This window comes from Curtobacterium sp. MCSS17_015 (genome assembly GCF_003234265.2).
Lineage (GTDB): Bacteria > Actinomycetota > Actinomycetes > Actinomycetales > Microbacteriaceae > Curtobacterium.
In genome coordinates, this window is sequence record NZ_CP126256.1 from 1,404,586 (window position 1) to 1,417,676 (window position 13,091).

A 13,091-nucleotide genomic window follows, 5' to 3' on the forward strand; every position below is an offset into this window, starting at 1 on the left:
GTCCACCCCGATGACCCCGGCACACGAACCCCGACGCACCGACGTCGCCCAGGAGCCCCCGCACCGGGACGTCGACCTGTCGACGTTCCCCGCGGTGGAGTCCCGTGGGACCACCTTCTACCGGGCCAAGCGGCACGACCGCGGTGCCTGGTGGTTCGCGTCGACGCCTGCGGATGCCGACGGCGTCGACGGCGGTCGCTTCGACCTGGCCACGCCGCGCGGCACCTGTTACTGGGCGGACTCGGTCGAGGTCGCCGTCCGCGAGCGGCTGGCGCACCACACCCTCACCACCAACACCGTGTTCGCCGCACGTGCACGCGAGATGGTCGTCGTGTCGGCCCGCGCCTCACGCGGGCGCCGGTTCGCCGACGTCACCGACCCGGCGGCGGTCCGCGCAGGGGTCGGCGCCGAGCTCCAGACGATGGGGGACTACCGCGTGCCGCAGGCCTGGGCGCGGGCGTTCGACGGTGCCGGGTTCGCCGGGGTCCGCTACAGCACCCGGTTCACCAGCGCCGCCGACGCCAACGCGTGGGCGGTCTTCGGCAGCGCGGGGGTACCGACGCGCCCACGTCCCGAGCGTGTGCACCGCGACGGCATCACGGCGTGCCGGGAATCCGGCATCCGGGTGCTCGAGGACGGGTCGGACGCCGGCCCGGAGCGGTTCACGTTCGTCACCCCGCCGCGCTGAGGACCTCCGACCGGCGTGTGTCGGTGGTTCGTCCTACCGTGCCGCTCGTGGCCGAACCAGTCGATGCGTGGTGGCGCCGCCGACAGTGGTCGCGCGGTGTCCCGGTGCCGTACGCCGTCGGGGAGTTCCGCGCCGAGTGGGCTTCGTGGCCGGTCCTCGTCCGGCAGTACCACCCGGAGTGGAACGCGGGGGTCGTGCTCACGCAGGTCCCACCTGCTGCCGACGTCCTGCTGACGTGGGAGTGCGACGTCGGCCACGTCTTCATCGCGACCCCGAGCGAGCAGCGGTCCCGTCCGGGCCGTGAGCGCCGGCGGTCGGTGTGGTGCCCGGAGTGCGCGATGCTCGCCCAGCCGCAGCGGTGGCCCGTCCTGCCGGAGGACTGGCCGGCCGGCGTCCCGGTCCCGCAGCGGGCGGTCCGCACGACCGGTCGGCAGACGCTGCCGGCGGCACCGGCTCGCGGTGGTGCTCGCGCCGCTGCCGCTGTCGCTTCCGCTGCGGGCGCGTCCGGCGCTGCCGGCCTCCCGAGCGGGGCAGTCGCGTCGACCCGCCGCGGCTCCGGCCGCTCTCCGCGTGTGCGGGGCGCCCGGACCACGGCTGCCCGGACGATCTGCCCGAAGACCCCGCGCCTGCCGTCGGGGGAGTCGTTCGTCAGCCGGTGCGCGCCCGTGCCGGCCTCGGCGGTGGAGGCTGAACTCCGTGCCGCCCTGCGCGAGCGTCTCGACCTGACGTTCGACCACACCGCGATCCGCCTCGACCGGCCCTTCCACGAGCACGTCGAGGTCTGGCCGGACATCGTGCTGCCGGAACTCCGGGTCGCGATCGAGTACGACTCGACCGGTCGGCACGGGCTCGAGCACGTGGGCTCGCGCGAGGAGTCCGACCGGCGTAAGGACCGCGCGACCCGGGCCGTCGGGTGGGAGGTCGTGCGCATCCGCACCGGGCGTCTGCCGGCCCTCGGGCCGTGGGACCTGCAGGTGTCGGGCGTGTCCGGGCGCACCGTCGACCGGCTCGTCGACGTCCTGCGCGAGATCCGCGGTCCCCTGTTCGTCGACGCCTACGCTCGCTGACCGTGGGGCGGCGAACCGACCGATCCGTCGCGCCCGCCCGACCCGTCTGGCGGGCCCGATCCGTCGCGCCCGTCCGACCCGTCTTGCGCGCCCGACCCGTCTGGCCGCGCGGCTCGTCGCGCCCGTCCGACCGCGTCCTGTCACCTCGCGCGGCACCCGGTGCGAGCGCTCCGATCATGTTCGGAGGGCCAGCGCCTCGCTCACCCACCGCGTGTGCAACGCCCACGGGTCCGGCACCCCGGCAGCGACGACCGCGACGTGCGCCAGGAGCTCCGGCGTCACCCGGAACCACTCGGTGCCGGGGTACCGCGAGGCCGCGAACTCCCCGTGACGCCGCCGCTCGAGCGTGCGGTCGCCCCGCTCGAAACCGAGCACGTCCTGGTGGGCGATCCGACCGAGCCGCTGCCGCGGGTTCGCGGTCGTCCCGATCTTGATCCGGTCCCCGGTGGCGTCGCGCATCCGGAGGTAGTAGACGACGTCCACCCGCGGTGCCCCGAGTCCGCCGTCGGGCACGTCCCCGAACCGCCACTCGCACACCGCGCAGAGCGTCCCGGACGGGAAGCGCACGCCGATCCGCCCGCCGCAGACGATGCACGGGCCCGGCAGGACGTCCTCCACTCCGACGTGCTCGGCGGCGAACTCGCTGACCTGGACGACGTGCCCGGTGCACAGCGGCACCGGCGTGTCGCCCGCCGCCACGTGGTCGCACCCGGGCGCGCAGCACCCCGTGACCTCTGCCGACCGGACCATGCGCAGGACGCTACCGCTCGCCACCGACCCCGGCCCGGGCCTCCCGTCGGGTCGGCCGTCGCCGTGGCGTCCCGGTCGCCGCTTCAGTCCTCGAAGACCACGCCGACGGGTTCGTGCTTCTCCTCCTGGAACCGGTCCTCGGCACGCCCCAGCGCCCAGTACGCGGACAGCGACATGTCCGCCTTCTCGAGGCCCCAGTCGTCCTGCAGGACCCGACGGATCGCCTTGATCGCGGCTCGCTCGCCGTGCGCGAAGACGCGGGTCGGACGGGAGGCCCGCGGCAGCTCCCGGGTCGCGGCGAGCAGCAGCGTGCCCGGGTCGGCTCCGCCCGCGTCGCGGTGCAGCCAGCGGAGCACGACGCCGGCGGGGTGCACGAGCGGCTGTTCGTCGGCGGGACCGGCCACCTCGATCACGGTGATCCCGGTGGCGGCGGGGTGCATCGCCTCCAGGGCGGCGCCGATGGCGGGCAGGGCGCTGTCGTCGCCGAGCAGCACGTGCGTGACGGCCGGGTCGGTCGGGGGTGCGTAGCCGCCACCCGGACCCGACAGGGCGACGCGGTCGCCCGGCCGTGCGGCGAGGGCCCACGGTCCGGCGAGACCGTCGTCCCCGGACCCGGTCGAGGTGTGCACGACGAAGTCGATCGCGATCGTGCGCGCGACCGGGTCCACCTGCCGGACCGTGTACGTCCGTCGGGCCGGCAGGTCGGACTTCGGCGTCGTCGCGCGGAGGACGTCGAGGTCGTACGGGGGCTGCAGGCCGGTGCCCGGCTTCGGGAGCAGCAGCTTGACGTACTTGTCCGTCATGGCCAGGCGGTCGGGGTCGGCGGCGGCGACGAAGGCGTCGTACCCGGGGCCGCCCAGGTGCACGCGGACCATGTGCGGGGTGAGTCGTTCCGTGCGCTCGACGACCAGGACGTGCTGCGGGCGGTTCGGTTTCGGGCTCATCTGCGGACGAGCCTCCTTTCCTGGGTCTTCCCGTCGGAGGGTGACGACGGACACCAGGTGAGGTTAGCCTCACCTCATGAGCACGAACGTCGTCCCGTTCTCCGAGGCCCTGCGGGTCCGGACCCGGCGCTCGCACGGAGTCTCGGCGGGGAACGGCTTCATGCACGACCTCGTCGAGGGACGTTGTGACGTCGCCGACTACGCGGCCCTGCTCGGGCAGTACGCCTTCGTGTACGACGCCCTCGAACGCGCCGCTGACCGCATGGCGGACCACCCCGTGGCGGCCCCGTTCGTGACGAGCCGACTCACCCGGTTGCCGGGGATCCGGGCCGACCTGGAGTACCTGGTCGGACCGGACTGGGACGAGCTGCTCACCCCGCTGCCGGCGACGACGGCGTACGTCCGCCGGCTCAACGAGGTCGCGGCCACCTGGCCGGGAGGTTTCGTCGCACACCACTACACGCGGTACCTCGGCGACCTGACCGGCGGACACGCCATCGGCCGGTTGCTGGCCGACCAGTTCGGGTTCGAGACGAACGGCGTGCTGCTGTGGATCTTCGACCAGGTGGCCGACCCCGCGGCGTTCACGGACACCTACCGTGCCGAACTCGACGCGGCACCGTGGACCGAGGACGAGCGTGAGCGTGTCATCGCCGAGGTGGAACTGGCCTACCGGCTCGACGCCGGGTTGCTCGCGGCGGTCGACGGCACGCGCCTGCCGTCGGTCCTCGCCGACCCGGCCTGACCCGACGGAGCCAGCCGACCCGGCCGACGTGCCCCGTCCCTCCGGCCGTCCGGACGGTCGTCGTCACGAGGCTGCCGTGCCCGGTACGCTGCTGGCACGCCGGGACACCCCGGACCGACCCGGGCCACAACGCCCGGACCGACCCGGGAAGGACCCTGATGACGGCGATCGACGGTTCGACGCGCTTCGGACGCGCGCGTGACGACGTCAGCGGAGCGGTCGACAGCGACCTCCGCGCAGACGTGCGGTACCTCGGCAACCTGCTCGGGCGGGTGCTCAGCGAGACCGGCGGTGCCGACCTGCTGCGCGACGTCGAGTCCCTGCGCCAGGCGGTCATCGACGCGTACGAGGGCACCCACGCCGACGGGGCCGCGCGCGCCGAGGCGGTCGTCGCGGGTTTCTCCGCCGAACGTGCGGAAGAGGTCGCCCGCGCCTTCACGTCGTACTTCCACCTGGTGAACCTGGCCGAGGAGCACCACCGCGTGCGTGTCCTCCGGTCCCGCGGGGACGACGGCGGTCAGCCGGGGGACTCGTTCCCCGCCACGTTCGTCGAACTCGTCGAGCAGGTCGGCGCCGACGAGGCCGCAGCCCGTCTCGAGGGGCTCCGGTTCCACCCCGTCCTCACCGCCCACCCGACCGAGGCCCGGCGCCGCGCGGTGACCACGGGCGTCCGCCGCATCACCGACCTCATCGACGAGCGCGACCGGACGAAGAACGCCACGGCCCGTGCCGAGAACGAACGGCGCCTGCTCGAGGAGATCGCGACCCTGCTGCGGACCTCACCGCTGCGCACCACCCGGCCGACCCCGCTCGACGAGGTCCGCACCGCCATGAGCGTCTTCGACCAGACCCTGTTCGAGATCGTGCCGCAGGTGTACCGCCTGCTCGACGACCGGCTGCAGGGCGACGACGCCGGCCGTGCCCCCGTGCAGGCGCCCGCGTTCGTGCGCTTCGGTACCTGGATCGGCGGGGACCGGGACGGCAACCCGCACGTGACCGCCGACGTCACCCGGCAGGCCGCCGAGATCGCCGCCGAGCACATCCTGCTCGGTCTGACCCGGGCCGCCACCCGCATCGGCAGCGCGCTGACGCTCGACGCCGACCACACACCGGCCGACGCCGGGCTCACCGCCCTCGTGGCCGCGCAGGAGTCGCTCGACCCGGACGTCGCCGAACGCATCGGGATCCGTGCGCCCAACGAGACGCACCGGCGGGCGCTGCTGTTCATCGCGGCCCGCATCGACGCCACCCGTCGCGACGACCGACCGCTCGCCTACCACGGTCCGGACGAGCTCCTCGCCGACCTCCGCGTCGTGCAGGGGTCGCTCACCGCCGCCGGTGCCGTCCGAGCCGCCAACGGCGAGCTGCAGAACCTCGTGTGGCAGGTGGAGACCTTCGGGTTCCACCTCGCCGAACTCGAGATCCGACAGCACTCCCAGGTGCACCGCACGGCCCTGGCCGAGATCCGGGCCGGGGGACCGCGCAGCGAGATGACGGAAGAGGTCCTCGCCGTCTTCCGCACCATCGCGGACCTGCAGTGCCGCTACGGCGTCCGCTCGGCGAGCCGCTACATCGTCTCCTTCACCCAGTCCGCCGCCGACCTGGCCAACGTGCACGAACTCGCGGTCGCAGCACTCGGATCGGTCGAGGCCGCGCCGGTGCTCGACGTCATCCCGCTGTTCGAGACCTTCGCCGACCTGCACGCCAGCGTCGACATCCTCGACGAGGCCGTCCGGACCGAGCCGTTCCAGCGACGCCTCGCCGCCACCGGGCGTCGACTCGAGGTCATGCTCGGCTACTCCGACTCGTCGAAGGACGTCGGCCCGGTGTCGGCCAACCTCGCGCTCTACGACGCCCAGGCCCGGATCGCCACGTGGGCGGCGTCGAACGACGTCGAGCTGACACTGTTCCACGGCCGTGGTGGCTCGCTCGGCCGCGGTGGCGGTCCGGCCAACGAGGCCGTCCTCGCGCAGCCGCCGGGGTCGATCGACGGCCGTCTCAAGCTCACCGAGCAGGGCGAGGTCATCTTCGCCCAGTACGGGGACCAGGACATCGCGGCCCGACACCTCGAGCAGATGGCCTCCGCGACGCTGTTCGCGTCCTCGCCGTCGAACGAGGCGCGGACCGCTGCCGCGGCCGAGCGCTTCGCCGACCTCGCGCAGCAGCTCGACGACGTCTCGCGCGCCGCCTTCTACGACCTCGTCAAGGCGGACGGCTTCGCGCCGTGGTTCGCGCGTGTCACCCCGATGGAGGAACTCGGGCTCCTGCCGCTCGGTTCCCGCCCGGCCCGACGCGGCCTGAGCGTCGAGTCCCTCGAGGACCTGCGGGCGATCCCGTGGGTGTTCTCGTGGACGCAGGCGCGCATCAACCTCGCGGGCTGGTACGGCCTCGGCTCCGCACTCGAGGCCGTGGGTGACCTCGAGCTGCTCCGCACCGCCGCCGCCGAATGGCCCCTCTTCGCCGCCCTGCTGAAGAACGTCGAGATGTCACTGGCCAAGACCGACGTGCAGATTGCCCGCCGGTACCTCGAACTGGCGGACCGCGACGACCTCGGTCGGAAGGTCCTCGACGAGATGGACCGTACCCGCGGGTGGGTGCTCCGGATCAGCGGAGCCGACGGCGTCCTCGAGGACCGTCCGGTCCTCGCCCGGGCCGTGCGTCTGCGCTCCCCGTACGTCGATGCCCTGTCGCACCTGCAGCTCCGGGCGCTCCGGTCGATCCGGACCTCCGGCAGCACCGACACCACCGATGCCGACCACCGTCTGCTGCTGCTGACGGTCAACGGCATCGCCGCCGGGCTCCAGAACACGGGGTGATCCCCCCGGACCGGGGGCGCAGGAGTCAGCGCGTCCTGTTCCCCCGGTCACCCACAATCGGTAGCCTCCCTGGAAGGCACGCGCACGTTCTCGAGGAGGCCCCGGAGACAATGGACATCGTCGTACACGAAGCCGGCACGGAAGCGGCGGTGCTCGAGTGCTCGGGCCGCCTCAACATGGTGTCGGCCCCTGCATTCCGCGAGACGGTCGCTTCCGTCATCGAAGGTGGACGCCCGCGCGTCGCCGTCGAGCTCTCGAAGGTCGAGTTCCTCGACTCGTCGGGACTCGGGGCGCTCGTGGGTGCGCTGAAGACGGCGCGACAGGCCGGGGGCGACCTCCGGATCGCCGCGCCCTCCGAGCAGGTGGCGATGGTCCTGAAGCTGTCGAACATCGACAAGATCCTCCGTAGCTACGCCGACGGCGACGAGGCCGTCAGCGAATGGGTCTGACCGGGGCCGTCGTGGGCGAACACCGGCTGGACTTCGCGTCGCCGCCCGACGACGTCTCCTCGGTGCACGACTTCCTCGCCGACGTCTGGACGGCAGAGCCCGCGGTCAGCGTCGAGGACCGCATGGCCCTCGAGCTCGCGATCATCGAGCTCGCCTCGAACGTGATCGAGCACGCCACCTCCGGTGTGCCCTTGACGTGCTCATTGACGCTCGCGGTGGCCTCGGACGCCCTGGAGGCCCGGATCACCGACGACGGCCGTCCCGCAGCCGTCGACGTGGCCGGTGCGACCCTGCCGGACGAGCTGGCGGAGAGCGGTCGTGGCCTCGCCCTCGTGCAGATGGTCGTCGACGAGTTGCGCTACGACCGTCACGGGGACGAGAACCGCTGGACGGTCCGGAAGGCCACCCGCGCGGACTGAGCCGCTTCCCGCACTGAATCGATCCGGATTCATGGACTCAGTCCACCTCGTGGCAGCCTTCCGGTGATGACCGCCCTGCCCGACCCCCGGACCGTCTTCGAGACGACCGGGACCGACCTCGATGCCGCCCGCGCGATGTTCGAGGAGGCCTACGGCGCGTCGGGGTTCCTGCCGGAGCGCTCCGAGCGCGACTTCGGTTACCGGTTCCGGTCCGTCGGCGACGCGACGATGTCGTTCCGGTCGACGCGCTACGACGCGCGGATGGTCGGAGAGGTCGCGTCACCCGACGAGTTCGTCGTCACATGGGTGGGCGAGGGTGGCGGTGTCGTGGACGTCGGCCGGGACGAAGTCGCGCTCGCGCCCGGCCGCCCGGTCGTGTTCCCGAACGAGCGCCCCTTCCGGTTCGACCTCGCCGACGTCCGGCAGAACCTCGTGCAGATCGATCGTGTCTTCCTCGAGCGCGTCGCCGCCGAGGTGCACGGCACCGAGCCCGGCACCCTCGTGCTCGACCATGCCGTCCCGCCGGGGGCCGAGGCGGTCCGCGCCTGGAACGCCCAGGTGCAGGACGCTGCCCGGATCGTGCTCGGCAGCGCCCCGGTGTCCGTGCTCGCCCTCGCCGAGACCGCGCGCCGGACCGCGCTCGCGCTGCTGAGCACGTTCCCGCACCACGTCGTCGCACGCCGGTTCCCGATCCCGACCGGTGCGTCCGGCCGGGTCCGTGCGGCAGTCGAGTACATGCAGGCGGTGGCGCACACCCCGATCACGACCACGGACGTGGCCGAGCACGTCGGGCTGAGCGTCCGCGGGCTGCAGCAGGCGTTCCAGCGGCAGATCGGTGTCGCACCGAACGCCGTGCTGCGCGGCATCCGGCTCGACCGGGTCCGCGACGAGCTCCGCGCCGGATCGCCCGCCGAGACGACCGTCGCCAGCGTCGCGGTGCAGTGGGGGTTCGCGCACCTCGGGCGGTTCTCGGCCGCCTACGCACGCCGGTTCGGGGAGTACCCGCGCGACACCCTGCACAGCTGACCGCGTCCCGAGCGGACGGCTCGGACGCTTGGTCGGCGCCGTCGGCCCGTGTTCCGCTCGACACGCCGCTCATCTCCCGCGCGACATGCCACCGGATCGCGCGACACTCCGCGGATGTCCGCCGTCCACGGGCCCGCGATATTCATACTCCTCACATGGAGACGCAGTCCGGTGCACGCACCCCCCTCGTCGACCCCTTCGGTCGTGAACTCGAGGAGTGGTTGCGCGACGCTCCGGCGACGCGTTCCCCGTACGTCGCCGACCTCGTCGTGCCTCCGGTCACCGGCCCGGTCCGTCGTCCGGTGCTGCCGCCCGTCGAGGCGCAGGACGAGCCCGCCGCCCACACGGAGCCGGCGGCCGTGGCCGACGTGCTCGCCGTCGAGCAGGCGGACGACCGAGCCTTCCGCCGCGACCGTGCCCGGCACGTCGCCGTCTGCGCCCCGTCCTTCCCCGAGCCCCCCGAGCGGCTCGCCCTGCGCATCGACGACCTCGCCGTGGCACTCGACGCCGCCAGCGGCCGGACGACGATCGAGCGCATCGACCTGCTCGAGGACGAGGTCCGTGTCCGTGACGAGGACCTGGCCCGCCTCGCCGCCTGGGAGGCCGTCGTCGCCGGCCTGTCCGGCACCAAGGTGTCCGAGGCCGAGATCGCAGGGGCCCGCGCCTTCGCCCGAGAGGTCTTCGCCGACCTGCTCGCCGACGCTGCGCGCGAGGCCGACCGCCGCGAGCGCGCCGCGCTCCGCCGGGCTGCCACGGCTCCGGTCCTCGTCGGTGCCGTCCGAGCGCTCCTGCCCGCGCCGCACGCCGCGGTCACCGAACCGGTCGCGCTCGTCCTGCCCGTCGTCCTCGACTCCGCGGCCGACCGTGACGACGCTGACGACCTCGACGATGCGGCGACCGCTCCGGCGGCGACCGCCGTCGGACCACGCGCCGCCGTTCGACCCGTGTCGGGCCTCCAGTCCGTCACGCCGGTCTCGCCGCCGCTGCCGGCCTCGGGTCGCCCCACGCCGCTCGTGCAGCCAGCCACCGGGCCGACGGTCATCGACCGCGAGGCCTTCGCCGCGGTGCTCCGCGCCCACACCGGCGAGACGCCCGTCGTCTCCGTCGCCGTCCCGGCCGCGCCGCCGGTCGTCGCGGAGGACACCACGGCCACCGCGTCCACCGAGGGCACGACGGTCGTCGACACCGTCGACCGGGAGGCCCGTGGCGCCGCCGCCACCGAGACCGGCCCCGGTTGGTGGTCGCGTCTCGTCGCCCGCCTCCTGCACCTCGTCGGCCGACGCTGACCCCCGGTCCGACCCCCGCGTCTCGGTACACTGGCGGGATGCCGACGCTCCGAGAACTGCAGTCCGTCGTCGAGTCCCTGTGGCCGGCGGCCGGGGCGGAGTCCTGGGACTCCGTCGGCCTCGTCTCCGGTGACCCGGACGCGCCGGTCGAGCACGTCCACCTCGCCGTCGACGCCGTCCCGGACACTGCTCGCGAGGCCGTCGCAGTCGGCGCGGACCTGCTGCTCACGCACCACCCGCTGCTGCTGCGGGGCGTGACGACGATCGACGAGTCCACCTACAAGGGGTCGGTGCTCGCGACGCTGGTCCGGGGCGGCTGCGCGCTGCTCGCCGCCCACACGAACGCCGACGTCGTGACCACGGGGACCTCCGCGGTGCTCGCCGACCGGATCGGTCTCGTCGACCAGCGCCCGATCGACCCCGCCGGCGACGGTGTGACCGGGATCGGCCGCGTCGGCGTGCTGTCAGAGCCGATGCCGCTCGGCGCCCTGGCCCGCCGGATCGTCGACGTCCTGCCCGCCACGGCGACCGGCGTCCGCGTCTCGGGGGAGTACGACCAGCCCGTGCGCACGGTGGCGCTCTGTGCCGGTGCGGGTGACTCGTACCTCGGGCACCCGGCGGTGCGTGCGGCCGACGTCTACGTGACGAGCGACCTCCGGCACCACCCCGCCTCGGAGTTCCGCGAGCAAGCGCTGCTCACCGACGGACCGGCACTCATCGACACGTCACACTGGGCGACGGAGTGGCTCTGGCTCGACGTCGCCGCCGAGCAGCTCCGGGCCGCCGCCGGCGTCCAGGTGACGGTGAGCGACCTCCGTACCGACCCGTGGGACTTCGCCGTCCTGCCATCCGCACCCAACGAAGGAGCCTGACCATGAAGGCATCACCCGAGGACCAGGCCACCCTGCTCGACCTCCAGCGGCTCGACAACGACATCACGCGTCTGGCGCACCGGATCAGTTCGCTGCAGAAGGGGGAGCACCTGACGGAGCTCGGCACCCGGGCGGCCGCCCTGCGCGCGCAGCTCGTCGTCGCCGTCGGCGAGGTCGAGGACGCCGAGCGTGACCTGGCCCGCCTCGAGTCCGACACCGCGACCGCCCAGGCCCGGGTCGAGCGCGACACCACGCTGCTGCAGAACGTCGGCAACGCGAAGGACGCCGCCGGGCTCCAGAACGAGCTCGACTCGCTGAACCGGCGCATCGGCGACCTCGAGACGCAGGAGCTCGAGGTCATGGAGACGCTGGACCGCCTCCGCGCCCGGGTCGGCGACATCGAGTCGCAGCTCGCCGAACTCGACGGCGAACGAGGCCGACTGATGGGCGTCCGCGACGACGGCATCGCCCGCTTCGAGAAGGACCGGGTCGCGGCCGTGCAGGCTCGCTCGGACGTGGCGGCTGCGGTGCCGGCCGACCTGCTCGCACTGTACGAGCGACAGCGCGCACGGTACGGGTTCGGTGCCTCGCTGCTGCAGGGTGGGGTGTCGACGGCGTCCGGTGTGACGTTGACGAACTCCGACCTGGCGGCCATCCGGGCAGCGGCGCCGGACGACGTCGTGCTCTGCCCGGACAGCGACGCGATCCTGGTCCGGACGGCGGAGTCCGGCCTGTAGTCGGACCGACTCGATCGCGGCGTCCGACGAACAGGACAGCCCGGCACCGCGCGGTGCCGGGCTGTCGTGTTCGGTACGGTCCTGGGCGAACGGGTCGGCCGTACGCCGGGTTCTGTCCCGCGACTTCCGCCGCGGTGACGGCCATCTCTCTCGGACCGACGTTGCCGTCGGCCTCCAGCGGTCTACCCGAGGACTCAGCGAGCAGCTTCGACATCCTCTGTCTGACCTTGCTCCGGGCGAGGTTTACCGAGCGGATCCGGTCACCCGGACCCCTGGTGGTCTCTTACACCACCGTTTCACCCTTACCGACGTCACCGCCGGCGGTCTGCTTTCTGTGGCACTGTCTCGCGGATTGCTCCGGGTGGGTGTTACCCACCGCCCTGCTCTGTGGAGCCCGGACGTTCCTCGGCACTCCCGGGGGAGTGACGCGACCGTCTCACCGACCCGTTCGCTCTGGAGAGTCTAGCGGGAGACGGCACACGCCCGCCCGCCCGCGTCGGGGGAGGGCTAGTGCGCGCTCCGTGCAGCCAGGGTCGCCGCGCCGATGATGCCGGCGTTGTTGCGGAGCGTCGCCGGGATGATCTCGGCCTGCAGGTCGAGCAGCGGCAGGAACTCCTCGTACTGCTTCGAGACCCCGCCGCCGATGACGAACAGCTCCGGGGAGAGCAGCGCCTCGAGCCGCGAGTAGTACTTCTGCAGCCGCTTCGCCCAGTGCTTCCACGACAGGTCGTCGCGCTCCTTGGCGGCGAACGACGCCTTCGTCTCGTAGTCGACTCCGTCGATCTCGAGGTGACCGAGCTCCGCGTTGACGATGAGCACGCCGTCGTTGATGAGCGCCGTGCCGATGCCGGTCCCCAGGGTCGTCATGATGACGAGACCGTCGCGGCCCTTCGCGGCACCGAACTGCTGCTCGGCGAACCCCGCGGCGTCAGCGTCGTTGACGAAGTGGATGGAGCGGCCGAGCTCCTTCTCGAAGAGCGCCTCGGCCTCGAAACCGATCCACTTCTTCGAGACGTTGGCAGCAGACATGGTCTTGCCGCCGCGCACGATCGCCGGGAAGCAGACGCCGACGGCGATGTCGGAGGCCGGGGACAGGTCGTCGAGGATCGACTTCGCGACGTCGACGATGTCCTGTGGCTTGCCGCCCTCGGGCGTGGCCTTCTTGATCCGGTCGGTGGTGAGCTGACCGGACTCGGTGTCGACGATCGCGCCCTTGATGCCTGTTCCGCCGATGTCGACGCCGACTGCGAGTGAGGTCATGAGGAACGGTGCCTTCCGGTAGTCGTGCTTCG

The 13,091-nt window shown here is 72.9% G+C and carries 13 protein-coding genes and 1 other RNA gene; 10 read left to right on the plus strand and 4 right to left on the minus strand.

Going from position 1 to position 13,091, the window contains the following annotated elements; all coding sequences use genetic code 11:
* Window positions 1-10 precede the first annotated feature (10 nt).
* Both DEJ18_RS06560 and DEJ18_RS06565 read left to right on the plus strand, forming a co-directional pair.
* Complete coding sequence (locus tag DEJ18_RS06560) at window positions 11-688, plus strand: RES family NAD+ phosphorylase (RefSeq protein WP_111210255.1); 678 nt, start codon at window positions 11-13, stop codon at window positions 686-688.
* Between the two features lie 47 nt (window positions 689-735).
* Window positions 736-1,755, plus strand: a complete 1,020-nt coding sequence (locus tag DEJ18_RS06565) for a putative endonuclease domain-containing protein (RefSeq protein ID WP_111210254.1) — start codon at window positions 736-738, stop codon at window positions 1,753-1,755.
* 174 nt (window positions 1,756-1,929) lie between these two features.
* Here DEJ18_RS06565 and DEJ18_RS06570 read toward each other — a convergent pair whose 3' ends face one another.
* The gene (locus DEJ18_RS06570) at window positions 1,930-2,505 is read right to left on the minus strand and encodes a GIY-YIG nuclease family protein (protein WP_111210253.1); all 576 of its coding nucleotides are present in this window, start codon (window positions 2,503-2,505) and stop codon (window positions 1,930-1,932) included.
* 83 nt (window positions 2,506-2,588) lie between these two features.
* Window positions 2,589-3,449, minus strand: coding sequence for a siderophore-interacting protein (locus DEJ18_RS06575; protein ID WP_111210252.1), 861 nt, complete (start codon window positions 3,447-3,449; stop codon window positions 2,589-2,591).
* Window positions 3,450-3,525: 76 nt separating this feature from the next.
* Between DEJ18_RS06575 and DEJ18_RS06580 the strand changes: the two genes are divergently transcribed.
* From DEJ18_RS06580 to DEJ18_RS06615, 8 genes are all read left to right on the plus strand, one after another.
* Entirely contained in the window at window positions 3,526-4,194 is a 669-nt protein-coding gene (locus DEJ18_RS06580; protein ID WP_111210251.1) for a biliverdin-producing heme oxygenase, read from the plus strand.
* A gap of 158 nt (window positions 4,195-4,352) precedes the next feature.
* A complete protein-coding gene (locus tag DEJ18_RS06585) occupies window positions 4,353-7,010 on the plus strand; it encodes a phosphoenolpyruvate carboxylase (RefSeq protein ID WP_111210250.1) in 2,658 nt (885 codons plus the stop codon).
* A 110-nt stretch (window positions 7,011-7,120) separates the two neighbouring features.
* Window positions 7,121-7,459 carry an STAS domain-containing protein gene (locus DEJ18_RS06590; RefSeq protein WP_110825419.1) on the plus strand — a complete coding sequence of 113 codons (339 nt, stop codon included), beginning with the start codon at window positions 7,121-7,123 and terminating at the stop codon, window positions 7,457-7,459.
* Window positions 7,450-7,878 carry an ATP-binding protein gene (locus tag DEJ18_RS06595; protein ID WP_111080254.1) on the plus strand — a complete coding sequence of 143 codons (429 nt, stop codon included), beginning with the start codon at window positions 7,450-7,452 and terminating at the stop codon, window positions 7,876-7,878. The genes DEJ18_RS06590 and DEJ18_RS06595 overlap by 10 nt, the downstream gene beginning before the upstream one ends.
* Window positions 7,879-7,944: 66 nt before the next feature.
* Window positions 7,945-8,904 carry a helix-turn-helix domain-containing protein gene (locus tag DEJ18_RS06600; protein ID WP_111210249.1) on the plus strand — a complete coding sequence of 320 codons (960 nt, stop codon included), beginning with the start codon at window positions 7,945-7,947 and terminating at the stop codon, window positions 8,902-8,904.
* Between the two features lie 155 nt (window positions 8,905-9,059).
* Window positions 9,060-10,190, plus strand: coding sequence for a hypothetical protein (locus DEJ18_RS06605; protein ID WP_111210248.1), 1,131 nt, complete (start codon window positions 9,060-9,062; stop codon window positions 10,188-10,190).
* A 38-nt stretch (window positions 10,191-10,228) separates the two neighbouring features.
* Window positions 10,229-11,062 carry a Nif3-like dinuclear metal center hexameric protein gene (locus DEJ18_RS06610; protein ID WP_111210247.1) on the plus strand — a complete coding sequence of 278 codons (834 nt, stop codon included), beginning with the start codon at window positions 10,229-10,231 and terminating at the stop codon, window positions 11,060-11,062.
* Between the two features lie 2 nt (window positions 11,063-11,064).
* A complete protein-coding gene (locus tag DEJ18_RS06615) occupies window positions 11,065-11,799 on the plus strand; it encodes a zinc ribbon domain-containing protein (RefSeq protein WP_111210246.1) in 735 nt (244 codons plus the stop codon).
* Window positions 11,800-11,885: 86 nt separating this feature from the next.
* Here DEJ18_RS06615 and rnpB read toward each other — a convergent pair.
* An RNA gene (rnpB, locus tag DEJ18_RS06620) (RNase P RNA component class A) lies at window positions 11,886-12,246 on the minus strand.
* Between the two features lie 60 nt (window positions 12,247-12,306).
* Window positions 12,307-13,059: a polyphosphate--glucose phosphotransferase gene (ppgK, locus tag DEJ18_RS06625; protein ID WP_111210245.1), complete on the minus strand. Its 753-nt coding sequence runs from the start codon at window positions 13,057-13,059 to the stop codon at window positions 12,307-12,309.
* Window positions 13,060-13,091 lie beyond the last annotated feature (32 nt).

Excerpts from the sequence above, each read along its gene's own strand:
- DEJ18_RS06595 (WP_111080254.1), top strand. The coding sequence starts at position 7,450 with ATGGGTCTGACCGGGGCCGTCGTGGGCGAACACCGGCTGGACTTCGCG.
- DEJ18_RS06600 (WP_111210249.1), top strand. The coding sequence starts at position 7,945 with ATGACCGCCCTGCCCGACCCCCGGACCGTCTTCGAGACGACCGGGACC.
- DEJ18_RS06610 (WP_111210247.1), top strand. The coding sequence starts at position 10,229 with ATGCCGACGCTCCGAGAACTGCAGTCCGTCGTCGAGTCCCTGTGGCCG.
- ppgK (WP_111210245.1), bottom strand. The coding sequence starts at position 13,059 with ATGACCTCACTCGCAGTCGGCGTCGACATCGGCGGAACAGGCATCAAG.
- DEJ18_RS06580 (WP_111210251.1), top strand. The coding sequence starts at position 3,526 with ATGAGCACGAACGTCGTCCCGTTCTCCGAGGCCCTGCGGGTCCGGACC.
- DEJ18_RS06605 (WP_111210248.1), top strand. The coding sequence starts at position 9,060 with ATGGAGACGCAGTCCGGTGCACGCACCCCCCTCGTCGACCCCTTCGGT.
- DEJ18_RS06570 (WP_111210253.1), bottom strand. The coding sequence starts at position 2,505 with ATGGTCCGGTCGGCAGAGGTCACGGGGTGCTGCGCGCCCGGGTGCGAC.
- DEJ18_RS06615 (WP_111210246.1), top strand. The coding sequence starts at position 11,065 with ATGAAGGCATCACCCGAGGACCAGGCCACCCTGCTCGACCTCCAGCGG.
- DEJ18_RS06585 (WP_111210250.1), top strand. The coding sequence starts at position 4,353 with ATGACGGCGATCGACGGTTCGACGCGCTTCGGACGCGCGCGTGACGAC.
- DEJ18_RS06560 (WP_111210255.1), top strand. The coding sequence starts at position 11 with ATGACCCCGGCACACGAACCCCGACGCACCGACGTCGCCCAGGAGCCC.
- DEJ18_RS06590 (WP_110825419.1), top strand. The coding sequence starts at position 7,121 with ATGGACATCGTCGTACACGAAGCCGGCACGGAAGCGGCGGTGCTCGAG.
- DEJ18_RS06575 (WP_111210252.1), bottom strand. The coding sequence starts at position 3,449 with ATGAGCCCGAAACCGAACCGCCCGCAGCACGTCCTGGTCGTCGAGCGC.